The sequence below is a fragment of the Alcaligenes sp. GW821-FHT11D07 genome (genome assembly GCF_058808495.1).
In genome coordinates, this window is record NZ_JBXART010000002.1 from 948,036 (window position 1) to 968,048 (window position 20,013).

Here is a 20,013-nt window from a genome sequence, read left to right on the forward strand (position 1 = left end):
GTTCAGGGTCGGTAAGGGGTGCGGCTCAGACCGCGGGCAATCAGACGCAGCCAGTCCAGGCGGGACAAGGTGGGGCGTTGACTGAAGACGTCAAACTGCACCGCTTCAAGGCGTTCCAACACACGCAGACCACCCAGCACCATCATCTTCAGCTCCAGGCTGATGCGTCCGGGCAGGTGCGAGGACAAGAGCAGTCCGGCCTGCAGGCGTTGACGGGCATCGGTGACCAGCAGTTGCATCATTTCTTTCCAGCGCTCGTCGGCCTGGGGCTGACGCTGCAGCTGGCAACGTGCCTGAATGTAATCGTCATCCAGATCGTATTGTGCCAGCAGATCCTGCGGGATGTAGACCCGGTTTTTATGCCAGTCCAGGGCCACGTCCTGCCAGAAGTTGACCAGTTGCAGCCCCGTACAGGTGGAGTCGGCCATCTCGACCAGCTCCGGGCTGTGGGCTTGATACAAATGCAGCATCAGGCGGCCCACTGGGTTGGCTGACCGCGTGCAGTAGTCCAGCACCTGGGCCATATCGGCATAGCGATGCGTAGTGACATCCTGGCGAAAGGCAGACAGCAAATCCAGAAAAGGCTTGAGTGGCAACTGGAAGTTACTGATGCTACTGGCCAGCGGGACAAATATCTGGCTGTGGGGCGTGTCCGCCAGAACGGGCTGGTGATATTGCAGTTGTTCAATGCCGGCTTCGAACTGTGCCAGCAATTCCAGGCGTTCAGCGGCGCTTAAGTCGCCTTCGTCGGCGATGTCGTCGGCGCTGCGGGCAAAACGATAAATATCAAGTACGGGTCGGCGGAGCCGACGAGGCAGCAGCACAGAGGCGACAGGGAAGTTTTCATAGTGCTCGATTGACATAGTCCGCCAGTATACGGCTTTCGTTTCCACTAGGGCTGGTTTAGACTTTCGTATTGCTTCGGGGAGAACCATGCCACGTCCTATCTCGGCCACCATTCATATTGCGTCACTGCGTCACAATCTCGATATGGTTATTCAGAGCCTGAATAACGCCACGGCTCCATCCGGGGTGAAGCGGCCCCATATCTGGGCCGTCATGAAGGCCAATGCTTACGGTCATGACATTGAAAATGCCGTGCGAGCCCTTCAGGCCGCCGAAGGCATGGCGATGCTGGATCTGAAAGAGGCTGTGCGCTGCCGCGCCGCCGGCTGGACAGGTCCCATCATGCTGCTGGAGGGTTTTTTTCAGCCGGAGGATCTGGATGTCCTGGCTGAGCTGGGCCTGACCACCGTTCTCCATTGCCACGAACAGCTGAAAATGCTGGAGCAGTGGAAGGGCGGCGTGGCCTTGAATGCCATGGTCAAGCTCAATAGCGGCATGAACCGCCTGGGCTTTAGCGTGGATGATTATCCTGCCGCCTTTGAACGCGCCCAGCGTTTGCAAAAAGCGGGCAAGCTGGGTTCAGTCGGACGCATGACACACTTTGCGCGCGCCGATGACAATATTGACGCGACGCTGGAACAGATTCGCTGCTTCAACCGTATTACTGACGGTTTGCCCGGCCCGGTCAGCGTGTGCAACTCGGCAGCGACACTCAGTCCTGATCTGGGGGTTTATATGCCTTCCGGTCCAGACCATTGGGTGCGTCCCGGTATTTGCCTGTATGGCAGCTCCCCCTTTGCGGATATGAGCGCCGAAGATTTTGGTTTGCAACCCGGCATGACCCTGGCGGCTGAAATTATCAGTGTGCGCGGCGTCAAGCAAGGTGAAGGCATTGGCTACGGCCATACGTATATTGCAGAGCAGGCTATGCGCATTGGCGTGGTGGCTTGTGGTTATGCCGATGGTTACCCGCGTCACGCTGGCACCGGCACCCCGGTTACCGTCAACGGTGTTCGCACCCGTTTGCTCGGTCGTGTCTCTATGGACATGCTGGCCGTAGACCTGACCCCGGTGCCCGCCGCTGGAGTCGGTAGCCAGGCGGTGTTGTTCGGTCAGGGCGGACCCAGTGTGGACGAGGTTGCGGCGGCGGCTGGAACCCTGGGCTACGAATTGATTTGTGCGGTCGCCCCTCGCGTGCCGCGCATCATCCAGGATTAACACCACCAAAGGCACAGCCATGAAAAATAAATGTGTATTAATTACCGGCGCTACCAAAGGAATAGGCTGGGCAATCAGCCAGCGACTGGCCGATGCCGGGGCTCACGTAGTGGGTCTGGCCCGTCACACCGAAAATATTGATTTTCCAGGGTATCTGTATTCCTGCGATTTGAGTAATGCGGGTGAAACCGAAGAAATGCTGCGCGTGATTCGCGAAAAGTATCCCGTGGATGCCGTCGTGAATAATGTCGGTCTGGTGGCGCCTGAGCCTATTGGGCAGGTGGATCTGGGCAATCTTTACCAAGTGTTCGACCTGAACGTGCGCGTCGCCGTGCAAGTTGCACAGGCTTTCATTCCTTCCATGAAAGCGCGTAAAGAAGGGCGCATCGTCAATATTTGTAGCCGTGTGGTGCATGGCGGTTCTGACCGCACCAGCTACGCGGCAGCTAAAAGCGCTTTGCTCGGTTGTACCCGTACCTGGGCGCTGGAACTGGCTCCCTACGGTATTACGGTCAACGCCGTATCGCCCGGTCCGATTGAAACAGAAATGTTTCGTGCCAATCACCCCGTAGGCAGTGAAGCGGAGCAACGCAGCTTGTCCTCCATTCCCCTGGGACGTTTTGGGCAGGCAGCCGAAGTGGCTGCTGCCGTCACCTTTTTGCTAAGCGACGAAGCGGCTTACATCACCGGCCAGAATCTGGGCGTGGATGGCGGTGGCAGTTTGGCCGGACGCTAAGGAGTTTCTATGGCCACCAGTACTCGTGCGGCCCGCAAGGCCAAAGTGGTATTTGTTTGCACAGAGTGCGGGGCAGATACTCCCAAATGGGCGGGTAAATGCCCGGCCTGCGGGGCGTGGAACAGCCTGCAGGAAACGGTAGAGGCCACACCCACGGCAAGCTCCCATCGTTACGCTTCTTTGGCCGGCTCCAGTCCAGTCCAAAGTCTGTCTGATGTACAAGCGCGTGAATTGCCGCGAGTGCCCACTGGCATTGGCGAGTTTGACCGTGTTTTGGGCGGTGGTCTGGTCGAAGGGGGGGTGATCCTCATCGGGGGCGATCCCGGTGTCGGTAAATCCACCCTTTTGCTGCAGGCCATGGCGGCCCTGGCCCAGCAGACCAAAGTGCTCTATGTCACCGGCGAGGAATCTGCCGAGCAGGTTGCATTGCGGGCCCGACGTTTAGGCGTGCCCACTGAAGGTGTGGATTTGTTGGCGGAAATACGTCTGGAATCCATTAGTCAGGCTTTGCTATCGCACAAGCCCAGCGTGGTGGTGATCGACTCTATCCAGACCTTGTATTCGGATCAGCTCAGTGCGGCCCCCGGCTCGGTGTCGCAGGTGCGCGAATGTGCTGCCCAACTGACGCGCCTGGCTAAGCAAAGCGGTACCTCCATGATTTTTATCGGTCACGTCACCAAAGACGGGACCTTGGCCGGTCCTCGTGTGCTGGAGCACATTGTGGATACCGTCCTGTATTTTGAAGGCGACACCCATTCCTCTTTCCGTATGGTGAGAGCGTTCAAGAACCGCTTTGGTGCGGTCAATGAGCTGGGCGTATTTGCCATGACGGAAAAGGGTCTGAAAGGGGTCAGCAACCCGTCGGCCTTGTTCTTGTCTCAGCATTCTCAAAGTGTGGCGGGCTCTTGCGTCATGGCAACCCAAGAGGGCACCCGCCCTTTATTGGTGGAAATCCAGGCCTTGGTGGACACGGCTCACGTGCCTAACCCACGCCGCTTGTCGGTGGGTTTGGAAAGCTCGCGCTTGGCCATGTTGCTGGCTGTCATGCATCGCCACGCCGGGGTCGTCACTTATGACCAGGACGTGTTTGTGAATGCGGTGGGCGGGGTCAAGATTACCGAACCGGCTGCTGACTTGGCAGTGCTGCTGGCTATTTTGTCCTCTCTGAATAACCGGCCACTGCCACGCGGCCTGGTGGTCTTTGGTGAAATCGGACTGGCTGGCGAAATCCGTCCCGCCCCGCGTGGCCAAGAACGCCTGCGGGAGGCCGCCAAGCTGGGCTTCAGTATTGCCCTGATCCCCAAGAGCAATGCCCCCCGCCAGCCTGTAGAGGGCTTGGAGATCTGGGCAGTTGACCGGGTAGAGGACGCCGTCGAGCGTCTACGTAATCTTTAGTCGCCATGATAAGTTTTCAATTGATCCTGGCCTGCATGCTGGGAGGCGCGCTTATTGGCTATGCCGGCGGCGTCCTGGGCATTGGCGGTGGCTTGCTGGCGATTCCTTTGCTCGGTCTGATTCTGGGCATGGACCAGCAAACCGCACAGGGGACAGCCTTGATTATGGTGGTGCCTGCGGTCTTGCTGACCGTGCGCCAGTACCACCGCCGCAATCACATTGATTTTCGCCGGGCGGCCTTGGGGGCGATCTCCTCGATCATCTTTACCTGGTTAGGGGCACGTCTGGCGTTGGGCATGGATGCAGTTTTGCTGCGCCGTATTTATTCGGTATTCGTGCTGGCGATTGCTTTGTATTATTTTGACCAGAGTTTGGGTTTTTCCCGGCGCCGTCGTCGCAGTGATGCCAAACGTCCGGACCCGGACTCCTTCGGTCAGCTTTGGTATATCGCCGTTGGCATGATGGCCGGTTTGGCCGGTGGTGTCTTTGGGGTAGGCGGTGCGGTGTTGGTCGTGCCGTTTTTGACCAGCCGCATGGGATATAGCCAAACAGGAGCCCAGGGCTTGGCCTTGTCCATGATTATTCCTGGCACGCTGGTCGCTTTGGCCACCTATGCTTATCACGGCCAAGCTACATGGCAAGTCGGGATACCGATGGCCATGGGCAGTTTGCTGCTGGTGCCTTTCGGTGTGCGTTTGGCATACCGCCTTCCTGAAAACCGTCTGAAGTTTATCTTTGCCTGCATGCTGGTGCTGATCATGGCTTTATTGCTGGCCCGTGCCTAAGGAGCTGCTGTGAACGAAACATCCGATTCTGTTTACACCTTGCCCGGCGGCGGCGCTTTGCTGGCACCGGAAATGGCAGACAAGGTAAATCTGGAACCTGTCGCTTTGCAGCGCTGGTTCGATGCCTCCTCCTATGGCGACCAAGCCAGCAAAGTCGGTCAGGGCGGGCGTCAGGCTGCCTGGTTTGTTAACGGACCATTCGGGCAGGCTGTGCTGCGCCATTACCGCCGGGGCGGTTTGGTAGCGCGATTCAATGAGTCCAGCTACCTTTGGCAAGGGGCCTCGCGTACCCGCAGCTGGCGTGAATTCCAGGTGATGTCTTATTTGCACCACAAGGGTTTGTCGGTTCCTAAAGTCCTGGCGGGCGCGTGGTGGCAGCAGGGTTTTTGGTACCATGCGGCGCTGATAAGCCAGCGGGTGCCCAATGTGCAGCCTTTGAGCATGTGCCTGGATCGCGCTTCGCCCGAAGCGGTAGCGCACGAGATTGTCCGCATGCACCAATTCAAGGTTTGGCACGCCGACCTTAACGCCTACAATATTTTGCTGGATGCGAATGACAAAGTCTGGCTGATCGATTTTGACCGTGCACGACAAGGGCCAGTCAGCCCTGCCCAAGCGCTGGGTAATGTGCAACGTCTCAGGCGATCTTTGCTCAAAGTGTGTGGGCCGCGTGGCGATATGTGGTGGCAGCAGATGTTTTCTGCCTACCGTCACGAAACGCAGCGTTAATTACGACTACGGGCGTTAAAAAAGCTTTATCATCTCGCCTTTTGGGTTTTTCGCTTTCGATAGGAAGGGGACTCGTGATGTCTTTTGGGATGAACACACCACAGGTACTCGCCGGCCTGCTGGCCGCTGCTGCCATCATGCCTGTTGCACAGGCACAAAATCAGGTTGTTAACGTCTATAACTGGGCTGAATATACTGCGCCCGACACCTTGTCCGGCTTTCAGAAAGCCACGGGCATTACGGTGCGTTACGACGTTTATGATAATAACGACACCTTGCAAGCCAAGCTGTTGACGGGTAAGTCGGGTTACGACGTGGTGGTTCCCTCCACGCACTACGCAGCGCGTCAGATTGAAGGTGGCCTATTCCAGAAGCTGGATAAAAGTCAGATTCCGAACTGGTCCCATCTGGACCCGGACATCATGGCCTTGCTCTCGGATGTGGACCCCGGCAACGAATATCTGATCCCTTGGGGCTACGGCACCAACGGTTTGGGCTACAACGTCACCAAAGTCAAAGAAATCATGGGTGAGCAGGTGGACCTGGGTAACTGGGACATGCTGTTCAAGCCCGAAAACGCCGAAAAGCTGAAAGGCTGTGGCATCTCCATTCTGGACGAGGCGGCCCAGGTCTTCCCGGCCGTGCTGCACTATCTAGGCAAAGATCCCAATAGCAGCAATGAAGCGGATTACCGCGAGGCGCTGGACCTGCTCAAGCAAGTTCGCCCCTATGTGCGTCAGTTCAGCTCCTCGGGTTATATCGATGAGCTGGCGGCGGGTGATCTGTGCATGGTCTACGGTTTCTCCGGCGACGTCATGATCTCGGCTGACCGTGCGCGCCAGGCTAAAAAGCCTTACGCCATTGATTACTTCATCCCACAGGGTGGGGCACCGGTCTGGTTTGACACCATGGCCATTCCCAAGAGCGCCGGCAATGTGAAAGAGGCCCACGCCTTTATCAACTACATTGAAACGCCGGAAGTACACGCTGCCATTACCAACACCATGTTCTATCCGAACGCCAATAAAGATGCGCGCGAGTTCGTGGTCAAGGAAGTGGCGGACAACCCCATGATTTACCCGTCGTCCGAAGTCTCCAAGACTTTGTTTGTCATCAAACCGCAGCCATTGAAGGTGCAGCGTTTGCAAACGCGCCTGTGGGCTGAACTCAAGTCTGGACGTTAAGGCATCATGCAAGATATCCGTACCGGAACCTCGCCCTGGATGGACGGCGAGGATGCATTTGTGCGTGTGGACGAAGTCGTCAAAATCTTTGGCGACACGGTAGCGGTCCAGTCTGTCAGTCTGGACGTTGCCCGCCACGAAATTTTTGCACTGCTGGGCAGCTCGGGGTGTGGCAAGTCCACCTTGCTGCGCATGCTGGCAGGTTTTGAGGAACCGACTTCCGGTCGGATTTATCTGGACAACGAGGACATCACGGATCTGCCGCCTTACCGGCGGCCGGTCAATATGATGTTCCAGTCCTACGCCTTATTCCCGCATATGTCGGTCGAAGCCAATGTGGCTTTTGGCCTGAAGCAGGAAGGCGTGCCCCGCAACGAAATCCACGAGCGTGTATTTGAAGCGTTGGATCTGGTGCAGATGGCCGGTTTCTCGCGCCGCAAGCCCAGCCAGCTATCGGGTGGACAGCAACAGCGGGTGGCCTTGGCACGCAGTCTGGTCAAGCGTCCCAAGCTGCTTTTGCTGGATGAACCCATGTCCGCCCTGGACAAGCAGATTCGCCAAAAGACCCAGATCGAGCTGGTCAAGATTTTGGAGCGCGTGGGTGTGACCTGCATTATGGTTACCCACGATCAGGAAGAGGCCATGACCATGGCCAGCCGCTTGGCGGTGATGTCTGACGGGCAAATCATTCAGTCCGGCACACCGTACGATGTGTACTCCTTCCCGAACTCGCGTTTTGTAGCGGGCTTTATCGGCTCTACCAATCTGTTTACCGGCGTGGTAACGGTGGACGAGCCTGATCACGTGCATATCGAGTGCGAAGAATTAAGTCGTCCTTTGTATGTCAGCCACGGGATCAGCGAGCCCTTGGGCATGGACGTGTATGTGTCTGTTCGTCCCGAACAGATCAAGGTGAGCCGTGACTTGCCTACGGAAGATACCAACTGGGGCCACGGCATTGTGACTCACGTGTCCTGGATGGGCAGCTACACCCGCTACCAGATTCGTCTGGATGCCGGGATGCTGATCGAGGCGCAGATGCCCAGTGGCACGCTGGCCCAGCCAGATGCACCCGGTGTGGACGAAGAGGTTTATGTGTCCTGGTCCGATGACAGCGCAACGGTATTGAGCACATGAAGAACCTGTCCTGGCGCAAACTGCTGCCCACCAGTCGCACGCTGGTGGTCGCACCCACATTCTTGTGGATGATTCTGTTTCTGCTGGTGCCGTTTTTGCTCGTGCTCAAGATCAGTTTTGCTGATCTGGACTTCGGGGTGCCGCCCTATACACCGCTGGCTCAGTTTGCCGAGGAAAGCATTTCCTTTGTGCTGAATCTGCGCGGCTATATCCTGCTGTTCAGCGACAATCTTTATTTGGCCACCTACGTCAGCTCGTTGAAGATGGCCGCGGTCACCACGATCTTTTGTATCCTGATCGGCTACCCGGTGGCGTACTACATTGCGCGTTCGTCCCCGGCGGTACGCAGCTTGTTGCTGCTGGCCGTTATCCTGCCGTTCTGGACTTCCATGCTTTTGCGTGTGTATGCGTGGGTAGGCATTTTGCGTGGGGATGGCTTACTGAATCAGGTGCTGCTATGGATAGGGCTGATTGATACGCCTTTGGAAATCTACCGTACCGATCTGGCTGTCTATATTGGCTTGATCTACGCTTATTTGCCGTTCTTCATTCTGCCCCTGTATGCCAATTTGGTGAAGCTGGACATGCGTCTGCTGGAAGCAGCCTACGATTTGGGCGCACGCCCCTGGTCGGCTTTCTGGAATGTCACCTTGCCCATGTCCATGTCTGGCGTGATCGCCGGTGCCATGCTGGTCTTTATTCCGGCAGTCGGTGAATACGTCATTCCGGAAATGCTGGGTGGTGCCGATACCTTGATGATGGGCCGCGTCATGTGGACGGAGTTCTTCAATAATGCGGATTGGCCGATGGCCGCTGCGGTTACCTGCGTGATGGTCTTGTTGTTGATCATTCCTTTGATTTTGTTCCAGTACAGCCAGATGCGGCAGATGGAAGCGCAGCGAGGAGGTCGCTCATGACCAAGCCGAATCCTTGGCTGCGCGCCCTGGTTTTGACGCTAGGGTTTGGCTTTCTCTACGTGCCGATTCTGTTCCTGATCGTTTTTTCGTTTAACGACTCGGCCATCATGACGTCCTGGTCGGGCTTTTCGTTTCGCTGGTACGAGTCTTTGTTCAAAGACCAGGCTTTGCTGAGCGCTGCAAAACTGTCGTTTTTAATAGCCGTTCTGACGGCCACCATGGCTACCATTCTGGGGACCTGGGCCGCTTATGTGCTGGCTCGTATGGGACGCTTCAAAGGCTTTGCCTTGTACATCGGCCTGGTCAGCGCGCCATTGGTCATCCCAGAAGTTGTGCTGGGTATTTCCTTGCTGCTGATGTTTGTGGAGTTGAACTCCCTGTTTGGCTGGCCGGAGCAGAACGGTATTTTCACGATCTGGATTGGCCATGTCGTGCTGTGCACGGCCTACGCCACCGTGATCCTGCAATCGCGTATGCGTGAGCTGGATCGCTCTCAGGAAGAGGCCGCGCTTGATTTGGGCGCCACGCCCTTGAAAGCCTTTTTCCAGGTTGTGCTGCCCTCGATTGTGCCCGCCTTGATGGCGGCCTGGTTGCTGGCCTTTACCCTGTCGCTGGACGATGTGGTGATTGCCTCTTTCCTGTCCGGACCGGGTTTTACCACCTTGCCGGTGGAAGTGTTTGCACGCGTACGCTTGGGGCTGAAACCCGAGATCAATGCTTTGGCGACCCTGCTTATTGTGGTGATTGGTATTTTTGTGATCGTGGCCAATCGCTTGCAGGCGCGCCGTGAGCGTCGCGTCTGATTGATAAGGAGTATTGCTGTGTTCACCATGTATGGTCTGAAAAACTGTAGCACTTGCCAGAAAGCGGTCGCCTGGTTTGAACAGAACGGCTTGCCGCTGACCTTTGTTGACTACCGCGAACACCCCCTGGAGCCTTCTCGCTTGCATCAGTGGGCGCAGGAGCTGGGCGGCTGGCCCAAGCTGGTCAACCGTGCTTCTATGACCTGGCGTCAGTTACCTGCAGAACGTAAAGAACCGCAGGACGATGCTCAGTGGCTGACCTTGATTGCTGAATTTCCCGCCTTGGTCCGACGCCCCTTGCTGATTACGCCCGAGGGCGAGGCCAGCGTGGGGTTCAATGACGGCAAGTTTGCAGCCCGTTTTCTTAAATAAACCAAGGGGGGCTAAACCCCCCGTTTTTTATAGCTACCATGTACTCACAGTCCGAACTTAAACAACAGGTGGCTCAGGCCGCTGTTGACTACGTCCTTCCTTTCCTGACCCCTGATTCCATTTTGGGTGTGGGTACAGGCTCCACCGTTGACCTGTTTATTGACGCTCTGGCGGCTCACAAGCACGCCTTCAAAGCAGCCGCCTCCAGCTCCGAGCGCTCGACCGCCCGCCTGCAAAGCCTGGGTATTGAAGTGCAAGACCTGAACACCATCGAACGCATGGACTGGTATGTGGACGGTGCTGATGAAATCGATGCCGCTTTAAACATGACCAAAGGTGGTGGTGGTGCACTGACCCGCGAAAAAATTGTGGCTTCGGTGTCGGACAAATTCCTGTGCATTGTGGATGAAACCAAGCTGGTGGAACGTCTGGGTGCCTTTCCCCTGCCAGTAGAAGTGATCCCCATGGCCAAGAATGCCGTGGCGCGTCAGTTGCGCGAGTTAGGCGGCAAGCCCGTTGAGCGCGAGGGCTTTGTGACCGATAACGGTGGCCTGATTCTGGACGTGTCCGGTTTGTCGATTGCAGACCCGGCCGCCTTGGAAGCGCAGATCAACAATATGCCCGGTGTGGTGTGTTGTGGATTGTTCGCTATTGCCCCGGCCAGTGTGGCTTTGATCGCCGGTCAACAGGGTGTTCGTACTCTGTCGGGTGCCGGTTTCTGAATTTTAATGTCTCTGTCATAATCGGTGCTTAATCTATCTGGGGATTAAGCGCTGGCGCGAGCCATTTTGCTGTTACAGAAGGCCACTATGAACGAACATACCAATAAGCAGTTTCACTCCGATCTGGAGGCCACCCGTTCGCTGTTTTTGCAGATGGGGGGCATCGTTGAATCTATGGTCCGGAGTGCGACCGAAGCCCTGCAAACAGGGGATATGTCGCTGGTCGATCAGGTTCGCGAGCGTGAAAAAGAAATCAACCGTCTGGAAGTTGAAATTGACGAGCGCATCACCAATCTGATCGCCCGCAATCAACCGACCGCCATTGATTTGCGCTTGCTTTTGTCCATCTCCAAAATGCTGACCGATATGGAGCGCTGTGGTGACGAGGCTGAACGCATTGCCAAGATGGCACGTCGTTTGCACGAAGGCACTGCCGGTTACGAGCCCGTCGTGGAGTTGCGTCACATGAGTTCCTCAGTGGCTGGCATGATTCACGATGTGCTGGACGCGTTTGCGCGCCAGGATGCCGTGCACGCGGCACAAATTGTGCGCAGTGACAAGGAAGTGGATCGTGAATGGAAGGGTTCGCTGCGTCACATCATCACTTACATGATTGAAGACCCACGCACCATTTCGCACTCTATTGACCTGATCTTTATCGCCCGTGCGCTGGAGCGCATTGGTGATCATGCCAAGAACATGGCTGAACGCGTGATCTATATGGTTCGTGGCGACGACGTACGTCACACCGGTGTCAAAAACACCGAACGTACTGCACGCGGTGAGCCTTTGCCAGAGCCAGAAGACAAAGTCTGATTCTGATCCGGGCCTTCCGTTTGCTTTTCAAGCCTTGCATGTTGCCATGCAGGGCTTGAATACTTTTGGGGCGGAGAAAAGAGATTGTCTTTAGCGATAGCGCGGCGATTGCGGGTTTAGAACCTAAGGCCATAATCCGCCATAGGTTGGCCAGGGTAGAACTGTGTGCGGGCGTACACCGCGTCCTGAACCGTAATCAGGGCAGGGGCCTCCAGCCAAGGCGGGTTTATAGACGGCAAAGCCAGCAAGAAGCCCTGTACGCCATGTGCACCGGCTTGGCGCACAAACTCCAGGTCAGCCTCATCTTCCACGCCCTCGATAACCACATACGGACTGTAGTCCGCACAAACATTAACCAGATTACGCAGTAAATGGGCGGGCTGCCCGGGAGTACGCGCCCGCAACAAAATAGAGCGATCAATTTTGATGATGTCGGCATGGGTTTGGACTAGAAAGGCCAAGGTGCTATTACCAGAGCCGGTGTCATCCAAGGCAATCCGCACCCCTAAATTTTGCAGTTGAGCGATTAAGCGCAGGGCAGTAGGTTTGTGGGCGATCGTGCCTGTTTCCGTCACTTCCAGAATGAGTCGCTGCGCAACATCGGGGCGGCTATCCAGAAAGCTGAACAGATCTTGCCACCACAAATCGTCTTGCAACGACCCGGCAGACAAATTGGCGCCCAGGCACAGGGCGGGCCTGGCGCTCAGCAGCTCAACCACACTTTTGAGCACACTGCGATCCAGACGGGAGATCAGGCCCAGCCGCTCCATGGCAGCAATCGCTTCCGGCAAGTTATAACCCGCCTGCCCTTGATGCCGGATCAGCACTTCTTCATAAAAATATTTGTTCTTGTGCTTGTCACTCAGATGGTAGACAGGCTGGAAAGCCAAGGCCAAGCTACCGGCTTGCAGATCATCCAGCATTTGTACTGCCAGTGTCATGTCGTCCCGGTACGTCTTGGCCCACACCCTGTGCCAGGCCGCCAAGGTCGCAGGATGGTTGTGAGAGCAGGGATTGGGGGCGGGGGCGTGCAACAGATCCGTATCGTACTGGCGGCTGTCAAAGTGATAGGCCACCTGCGTATGCAAATAAATACGCGTGTCCGCGTGGGTGATGGGGTCACACTCCAGAGCAGCACCCAGCAATTGAGCCAAGGCGGTGGGGTGGGCACGCTGAAACCGGACTTGCTTGCCTAACTGCTTGATGGCAATCAACACAAAATCGCCTTCAATAAAAACCTCGTCCGCTCTCAGGCCGCAATCCAGAAGTCTTTGCTGCACGGTATCCAAAACAAAAGCATGGAACTGCGTGCCATACAAAGCTTGCATATAGCTGAGATTGACCAGCCACAGGCGCAAATGGGTGGAGCTTTGATCAATCACGGGTAATTCTAAGCGGCTCATGAACTTCTATTCCTGTGGGTAAAGCGGTAAGCGGCTGCGCAGTATAAAAGCACGGCTATACACACATGCCTGGCTGCTCAGATAGGGGCAAGGGATGGAGAACCCGTTTAGCTTCAGAGAGCTAAGCTTGCCTACGCGCACCCCACGAGTGCATCAAGGCCACCCGTGATTCTGTGCCTTAGAAGCGGGAATAAGCGTGAAAATAGTCCATTTCATTTGATTATTGACCATTCGGAGCCAAAATTGTTGCGCTACGTTGCGGTTTTTTACGGTTTGTGTGTGCTTAGGCTACGGAAGATGTGGAATAAACCGAGCTTTGAACTTCGGGAGGTCTTTGTATGGCGCGGATAATTGTTTGTTTTTAAAGGTTTTTGAAAGACTGTTTTGATGTGAATGATGAAAAACCTTTTCATGGATCTATGTCGTCTTGATAAGGTGATCGCCTGTGTTTTTTTTGCAATGGATTTCTTGTGACCTGATCTGTTTGCTATGTACTAGATCTGTTGGTCTGGAATTGAAAAAGCCGTCAATGCGGATTTCAAGTGAAGTGCTATTGAAAGAGAAGTAGATATCGAAAAAAATCAAGTGTCTGCTTGCTGCAGTCTTAAAAAATGACACTGTGAAAGTGTCAGTTTAAGCACGCTTGATTTTCTTTGACCTAGAGAAGCTGCAGCTACGAGCCTGGATTGCTTGTTGTCGACTCGAAATGCAAGGCGCGGGAGGGGGGCTGAAAATTAGTGGCAACTAGACTGTTTAAATTAAAGGGTTTTAACGTGTTAGCTGAAAGTTATGCTGTGAAACTTCAGTGCTGAATTGTGTTTGCTCTGGTCATGTGAACGCTTCACGGATTTAAGCGATATTACAGACACCATGGTTGTTTAGATAAAGGTTCGATCTATAGCTGTTTATCGAGTAGCCTAGCAATTAAACCTATGTTCTTTCTTGTTTGAATGTCGATCTGTTTTGATAGTGATTTGATACTTAGGGCATGGATAAATTTCACGACCGTATATTTATCTGATTTTGGATTAATTGGATTTGGCTGCAAGCGGCCGACCTTCGTCGACATTGCACCGCATCAAATAAATAAACCCCTGAGCATGTCAGTCATGCTCAGGGGTTTTTCTATCCGTATTCCGCTAGATCTTAAGCGTCAGGCGCTCGGAAACCGTCGGCTTCCACATCCTTGTCTTCAAACAGATACTGCTCCATCTGTTCTTTCAAATAGCTGCGGGCGCGGGCATCAGCCAGGTTCAGGCGGTTTTCGTTGACCAGACGGGTTTGCACCTCCATCCAGTTTGCCCAGGCTTGCTTGGAAATCGAGCGCCAGATTTTGGTGCCCAGATCGCCAGGGTAGGGTGGAAATTCCAGGCCCTCGGCTTCCTGTTTCAGCTTCACACAGTGAATCATGCGTGCCATATGCTTTCCTTTCTAATCAAATGCTTGAATGGGCGTATTGTACTGAGGGCATGAGGGGCGTCAAACCGGCTGGAGAGCCGCTTGCAGCTTGCGCTGAAATTGTGCCGCCCATCATGCCTGGGGTGGGGGACAGCAAGGTGATGAGTAGTCAGCACCTTGCTGTTCTTATTGAGGACTCTTGGGGTGCTGGAACGTCAGCACTCAGGCTCAGAGCTTTTTGATGAAGACCATGCTGTTGCGTGAGCGGTTGTAGTGCGACTGCTTGCCTTTAGGCAGGTCAGACACGCCGCCTTGCACAAACCCGCGCTTGATGAACCAGTGCGAGGTGCGTGTGGTCAGCACAAATAGGCGTTTGAAGCCGGCAGCGCGGGCTTTGGCTTCGGCGTGACGCAGCAAGATTTCGCCTTCGCCCGAACCTTGCCATTCAGGATGCACGATCAGACAGGCCATTTCGGCCATGCTGTCTTCTTCGTAAGGAATCAGGGCAACACAGCCGTAAATGATCCCGTCGTGCTCCAGCACGGTAAAGCGTTCTACTTCGCGCTCGATCACCGAGCGCCCGCGTGGAACCAGCGTGCCGTCTATTTCCAGGGGTTCGATCAACTGCACAATCGCCCCCACATCATCCAGATTCGCGGGGCGCAGGTCGTCCAGCGTGTCTTCCACCACCATGGTGCCGACCCCGTCGTGGGTGAAGATTTCCAGCAGGATGCTGCCGTCTTGCTTGTAGGGCACCAGGTGCGCACGGGCAATACCGCGTTTGACGGCCTGCGAGGCATAGCGCAAGAAGGTGGAGCAGTCCTCGTCCAGCTTGCCCGAAGCCAGCAGGGAGTCCGCATCGGCACGGGCCAGTTCCGAGTCAATATCCAGATTATTGGAGTGACCAATATGTTCTGGCGTCAGGAAAATCAGTTTTTCGGCACGCAGGGCAATCGCCGTGCTGGTGGCCAGATCTTCCATGTCCAGGGTAAACGCCTCGCCAGTTGGAGAAAAACCCAATGGGGAGAGTAGAATAAGCGCTCCTTGGCTCATGATCAGACGCATGGCGTCCACGTCCAGCTTGCGCACAGCGCCAGAATGCTTGAAGTCCAGGCCGTCAATAACGCCCACCGGACGCGCGGTCACAAAGTTGCCCGAAATAATGCGAATCTGGGCGTGCGACATGGGAGTGTTGGGCAAACCCTGGCTGAAGGCGGCTTCAATATCCAGGCGGATTTCACCGGCGGCTTCCTTGGCGCATTCCAGAGCGACGGCACTGGTCGGTTCCGTACCACGGCCAAATTGCGTGGTTTCGCCTTTCAGGCGCAGTTGCTCATTGACCTGGGGACGTGAACCGTGCACCAGCACCAGCTTGATGCCCAGAGCCGACAGCAGCGACAAGTCCGGGATCAGGGTATTGAGCAGCCCGTCATTGATGAGCTCTCCCCCAAAGGCCACCACGAACGTCTTGCCACGAAAGTCGTGTACATAAGGCGCCACCTCCCTGAACCATCGCACAAATTGTGCTTGGAGTTCGTCGGGTGCTTCGATGGCGTTGTACGAGTCGGGGGTGTCTGTGTTCATTGCGGGGGATCTTTGCGTCCAAATGGCTTGAAGCCAAAATTATAATGATGTCTGTACCAGAAACTACCTTTCATGCACGAGTCCGACGAATTGACTGAAAACCCACACTCTTTACCAACAATTTCTTATCCTGATGACCTGCCTGTCAGCGCTCGCCGGGCCGAAATTGCCCAAGCGATCAAAGACCATCAGGTGGTCATTGTGTGCGGTGAGACGGGCTCGGGCAAAACGACACAGTTGCCGAAGATCTGTCTGGAGCTGGGGCGCGGGCTGCAGGGCAAGATTATTGGCCACACGCAACCCCGTCGTCTGGCTGCTACCTCGGTTGCCAAACGGATTGCGCAGGAGCTGCAATCGGAGATCGGTGACTGGGTAGGCTACCAAATCCGTTTCAATGATAAGACAGGACCACGTTCGGCCATCAAATTGATGACGGACGGTATCTTGCTGGCCGAATCGCAGCGCGACCCTTTATTGAGCCGCTATGACACCATCATCATTGACGAGGCGCACGAACGCAGCCTGAACATCGACTTCTTGCTGGGCTTTTTAAAGCAGTTGCTGCCGCGACGTCCGGACTTGAAGCTGATTATTACCTCGGCCACGATTGATGCCGATCGCTTCTCGCAGCACTTTGCTCACAAAGGCAAGAATGCGCCGGTGATCGAGGTCTCCGGCCGGCTGTACCCCGTTGATATTGTGTATCGCCCGATTCAGGACCCGTCCTTGGTCGATACCGAAGACCGGCGCTCCGCTTCGGAAGAAGAGCGCGATTTGATGCAGGGCATTGTGGATGCCGTGCAAGAGTGCGCGCGTCATGGCATGGGCGATATTCTGGTCTTCCTGCCCGGTGAGCGCGAAATTCGGGAAGCGACGGAAGCGCTGGAAAAAGAAAAACCCATCAATACGGTGATCCTGCCCTTGTTTGCACGTTTGTCGCAGGCTGATCAGGAACGTATTTTCCGGCCCAAGGGTAATGCCCGGCGTGTCGTGCTGGCGACCAACGTGGCCGAAACCTCCCTGACGGTGCCGGGTATTCGCTTTGTGGTTGACAGTGGTTTGGCGCGTATCAAGCGTTACTCCTGGCGCAACAAGGTTGAACAGCTGCGTATTGAGGCCATTAGCCAGGCTTCGGCCAGTCAGCGGGCAGGGCGTTGCGGTCGTATTGGGCCCGGTATCTGTATTCGTCTGTATGACGAGCAGGACTTCAAAAGCCGTCCTCCTTTTACCGATCCGGAGATTCTGCGCTCCTCCTTGGCCTCGGTGATTTTGCGCATGAAGGCGCTGCATCTGGAGGATGTGGAAACTTTCCCCTTCGTGGAGCCGCCCACCGGGCGTGCAATCGCCGACGGCTATCAAATTTTGCAGGAACTGGGGGCGCTGGATGAACAGCAGCGGCTGACCAAAGTGGGCCGCTCCCTGGCGAAGCTGCCCGTGGACCCGCGAGTCGCCCGGATGATTCTGGCCGGCAATGAACACCATTGTTTGACGGAAATGCTGATTATTGCCTCGGCCATGTCGGTACAGGACCCGCGAGATCGTCCTGTGCATGAGCGCGAGGTCGCCAATCAGGCCCATGCTCGTTTTAATGATGACAAGTCCGAGTTCCTGTCCTACGTGAAGCTGTGGAACTGGCTGGAAGAGCTGACGCAGGAACAAAGTTCGCAGCGCAAGTTCGCCAATAGTGTCAAACAAGCTTTGCTTTCCCCACTGCGTATTCGGGAGTGGCGAGATGTATACACCCAATTGCGTAGTCTGGTGCAGGAGCAGCGCTGGGTGGCGAACCCCTCGGCGGCCACTTACGAACAGGTCCATCTGGCCTTGTTGACGGGGTTGATCGGCAATATTGGCTACAAGAGCGAAGAAACCGGCGTGTACCAAGGTACGCGTGAACTGCGTTTTGTGATCCACCCCGGCTCAAAGCTGGTAAAAAAAGCAGGCCGTTGGATCTTGGCAGGCGAGTTGATGGAAACTACGCGCCTGTTTGCGCGCTGTGTTGCCCGTATCGAGCCTCTGTGGATCGAAAAAGTCGGGGCGCACTTGCTGCGTAAAACCTGGGGAGACCCGCGCTGGGAGAAAAAGGCAGGTCAGGTGGTCGCTAATGAGCGTGCCACCCTGTACGGGTTGCTGATTTACAGCGGACGTCGCATTCATTTTGGACGTATTGACCCGGTTCAAGCCCGCGAGCTGTTTTTGCGACAGGCGCTGGTGCCGGGCGAAATTGATTCCAATCTGCCTTTCTTGCGTCATAACCGTCAGCAGATTCAAGCGGTAGAGCGTTTGGAGCATCAGTCCCGTCGTCCCGATATTTTGGTGGACGAGGAGCTGATCTATGCTTTCTACGAACAACGCATCCCCCAGGATGTCTATCAGACGGCTACCTTGGAGAAATGGTTTAAGGGCCTGTCCAAGGAAGAGGCTAAAGGGCTGGAACTGAACCGTGACGAGCTGATGCAGCACGACGCGGCAGGCATCACAACCGAGGTATTCCCGCGCTCTGTGGAATGGCAGGGCGTAAAGATGGCGCTGGATTATCACTTTGAGCCCGGTTCGGTGCGGGATGGTGTCACGCTGAGCGTGCCCTTGTTCGCCTTGAACCAGATTGAAGCGGCTCGCTGTGAATGGTTGGTGCCGGGCATGCTCAAGGAAAAAGTACTGGCCTTGCTGAAATCGTTGCCGCAGCGTATTCGTCGCCACTGTGTGCCTCTACCCGATTACGCAGCCGCCTTTCATCAACGCTGGTTCGAGAAAGCCGCTGATCCGGGCATGAGCCTGCTGGATGCGATTTCTCAAGATATGTGGGAACACGTCAAGCAGCGCCCTCAGCGTAATGATTTCAAGCCAGAAACCTTGGCGACTCACCTGTTCATGAATTTCCGGGTGATTGATGAGCACGGCCGCATGTTATCGGGCGGGCGCAATCTGGATCAGCTCAAGGCGGAACATGGTCGTCAGGCTCAGGCTTCTTTCCAGCAAATGGCTGCCGGTGACGAACAGGTGGCGCAGGTGCTGGACCACGAGCAACTGACCAGCTGGAGCTTTGGCGAGTTGCCAGAGCTTATGGAGATCAAGCGCAAGGGGCGCAGCTTTATTGGCTACCCGGCTTTGATCGACAAAAAAACGCACTGCGATCTGGACGTGTTTGATGACCCGGCCCAGGCCCAGCGCCAACATCGACAAGGTTTGCGTCGCTTGTTCCGTCTGGCCTTGCGTGAGCAAGTGCGTTTCCTGGAAAAGAACATCACGGATCTGACCCGTATCAGCATGCTGTATATCAGTCTGGGTACGCAGGAGCAATTGCGCGATCAGATTATTGATGTGGCTCTGGAGCAGTCGTGCATGATGGACCCTTGGCCCAAAAACCAGGCTGAATTTGATGCGCGGGCCCACGAAGGCCGCAGCCGTCTGGGCTTGGTGGCACAAGAGGTCGCCCGTCTGGCGGGGCAGATTCTGACAGAGTGGAGTGGGGCCCAGAAAAAACTGGTGCAGATCAAAGCCCATCCTGACGCCTTGAAGGATATTCAGCAGCAATTGAATACCTTGATGCCAACGATGTTCTTGGAAAGTAACGAATACGCGCAATTGGCACATATGCCCCGTTACTTGAAGGCGGTGCAGATACGCGTGGATAAATTACGCGCTGATCCTGCGCGTGACCAGCGCTTGATGCAAGATATGTCGGTGTTGCTGAGCAAGTACCAACGTGCAGTGGCCGCCCTGAAAGGGGCGACGGATCGCGGCTTGCGCGATTTTCGCTGGATGCTGGAGGAGCTGCGTGTGTCCTTGTTTGCACAGGAGTTACGCACGCCTATGCCGGTATCGGTCAAACGTCTGGAGAAAGCCTGGGCTGCGCTGCAGCGCTAGGGTTTCATCAGTTCTGGGTCTGTGTGGGGGCGTCGGGCTTTTAGTGCGCCCATGCAGACCTTAAGGTTTGGGCTTGGCTGGCTTGCAATACTTTGCAGCGTCTT

The 20,013-nt window shown here is 55.6% G+C and carries 17 protein-coding genes; 13 read left to right on the forward strand and 4 right to left on the reverse strand.

Annotated features, from left to right (window positions below; all coding sequences use genetic code 11):
- Positions 1–2: 2 nt before the first annotated feature.
- Positions 3–863 carry a squalene synthase HpnC gene (gene hpnC, locus AC1RSM_RS12905; protein ID WP_492932934.1) on the reverse strand — a complete coding sequence of 287 codons (861 nt, stop codon included), beginning with the start codon at positions 861–863 and terminating at the stop codon, positions 3–5.
- Positions 864–933: 70 nt separating this feature from the next.
- Here hpnC and alr point away from each other — a divergent pair, with 70 nt between their 5' ends.
- The 12 genes from alr (at position 934) to phoU (ending at position 11,660) form a co-directional block, all read left to right on the forward strand.
- Positions 934–2,064 carry an alanine racemase gene (gene alr, locus AC1RSM_RS12910; protein ID WP_492932935.1) on the forward strand — a complete coding sequence of 377 codons (1,131 nt, stop codon included), beginning with the start codon at positions 934–936 and terminating at the stop codon, positions 2,062–2,064.
- 19 nt (positions 2,065–2,083) lie between these two features.
- Complete coding sequence (locus AC1RSM_RS12915) at positions 2,084–2,800, forward strand: SDR family oxidoreductase (RefSeq protein WP_492932936.1); 717 nt, start codon at positions 2,084–2,086, stop codon at positions 2,798–2,800.
- 9 nt (positions 2,801–2,809) lie between these two features.
- The gene (gene radA, locus AC1RSM_RS12920) at positions 2,810–4,195 is read left to right on the forward strand and encodes a DNA repair protein RadA (RefSeq protein ID WP_492932937.1); all 1,386 of its coding nucleotides are present in this window, start codon (positions 2,810–2,812) and stop codon (positions 4,193–4,195) included.
- Positions 4,196–4,200: 5 nt separating this feature from the next.
- Positions 4,201–4,980: a sulfite exporter TauE/SafE family protein gene (locus tag AC1RSM_RS12925; RefSeq protein ID WP_492932938.1), complete on the forward strand. Its 780-nt coding sequence runs from the start codon at positions 4,201–4,203 to the stop codon at positions 4,978–4,980.
- A gap of 9 nt (positions 4,981–4,989) precedes the next feature.
- Positions 4,990–5,709, forward strand: coding sequence for a 3-deoxy-D-manno-octulosonic acid kinase (locus AC1RSM_RS12930; RefSeq protein ID WP_492932939.1), 720 nt, complete (start codon positions 4,990–4,992; stop codon positions 5,707–5,709).
- A gap of 77 nt (positions 5,710–5,786) precedes the next feature.
- Positions 5,787–6,893: a polyamine ABC transporter substrate-binding protein gene (locus tag AC1RSM_RS12935; RefSeq protein ID WP_492932940.1), complete on the forward strand. Its 1,107-nt coding sequence runs from the start codon at positions 5,787–5,789 to the stop codon at positions 6,891–6,893.
- Positions 6,894–6,899: 6 nt separating this feature from the next.
- Positions 6,900–8,030: an ABC transporter ATP-binding protein gene (locus tag AC1RSM_RS12940; RefSeq protein WP_492932941.1), complete on the forward strand. Its 1,131-nt coding sequence runs from the start codon at positions 6,900–6,902 to the stop codon at positions 8,028–8,030.
- Positions 8,027–8,947: an ABC transporter permease subunit gene (locus tag AC1RSM_RS12945; protein WP_492932942.1), complete on the forward strand. Its 921-nt coding sequence runs from the start codon at positions 8,027–8,029 to the stop codon at positions 8,945–8,947. Before AC1RSM_RS12940 ends, AC1RSM_RS12945 begins: the two co-directional genes overlap by 4 nt.
- On the forward strand, positions 8,944–9,750 hold the full coding sequence (locus AC1RSM_RS12950) for an ABC transporter permease subunit (protein ID WP_492932943.1): 807 nt from the start codon (positions 8,944–8,946) through the stop codon (positions 9,748–9,750). Before AC1RSM_RS12945 ends, AC1RSM_RS12950 begins: the two co-directional genes overlap by 4 nt.
- 27 nt (positions 9,751–9,777) lie before the next feature.
- A complete protein-coding gene (locus AC1RSM_RS12955) occupies positions 9,778–10,122 on the forward strand; it encodes a Spx/MgsR family RNA polymerase-binding regulatory protein (RefSeq protein ID WP_492932984.1) in 345 nt (114 codons plus the stop codon).
- A gap of 38 nt (positions 10,123–10,160) precedes the next feature.
- Positions 10,161–10,844: a ribose-5-phosphate isomerase RpiA gene (gene rpiA, locus AC1RSM_RS12960; RefSeq protein WP_492932944.1), complete on the forward strand. Its 684-nt coding sequence runs from the start codon at positions 10,161–10,163 to the stop codon at positions 10,842–10,844.
- Between the two features lie 87 nt (positions 10,845–10,931).
- Complete coding sequence (phoU, locus tag AC1RSM_RS12965) at positions 10,932–11,660, forward strand: phosphate signaling complex protein PhoU (protein ID WP_492932945.1); 729 nt, start codon at positions 10,932–10,934, stop codon at positions 11,658–11,660.
- 116 nt (positions 11,661–11,776) lie between these two features.
- Here phoU and AC1RSM_RS12970 read toward each other — a convergent pair whose 3' ends face one another.
- From AC1RSM_RS12970 to argA, 3 genes are all read right to left on the reverse strand, one after another.
- Positions 11,777–13,063 (reverse strand): EAL domain-containing protein, encoded by a 1,287-nt coding sequence (locus tag AC1RSM_RS12970; RefSeq protein ID WP_492932946.1) that lies wholly within the window; start codon positions 13,061–13,063, stop codon positions 11,777–11,779.
- A 1,146-nt stretch (positions 13,064–14,209) separates the two neighbouring features.
- Positions 14,210–14,482, reverse strand: a complete 273-nt coding sequence (locus AC1RSM_RS12975; protein WP_492932947.1) for an oxidative damage protection protein — start codon at positions 14,480–14,482, stop codon at positions 14,210–14,212.
- Between the two features lie 207 nt (positions 14,483–14,689).
- Positions 14,690–16,045 (reverse strand): amino-acid N-acetyltransferase, encoded by a 1,356-nt coding sequence (gene argA, locus AC1RSM_RS12980; RefSeq protein WP_492932948.1) that lies wholly within the window; start codon positions 16,043–16,045, stop codon positions 14,690–14,692.
- 72 nt (positions 16,046–16,117) lie between these two features.
- Between argA and hrpA the strand changes: the two genes are divergently transcribed.
- The gene (gene hrpA / locus AC1RSM_RS12985) at positions 16,118–19,909 is read left to right on the forward strand and encodes an ATP-dependent RNA helicase HrpA (RefSeq protein ID WP_492932949.1); all 3,792 of its coding nucleotides are present in this window, start codon (positions 16,118–16,120) and stop codon (positions 19,907–19,909) included.
- Positions 19,910–20,013 lie beyond the last annotated feature (104 nt).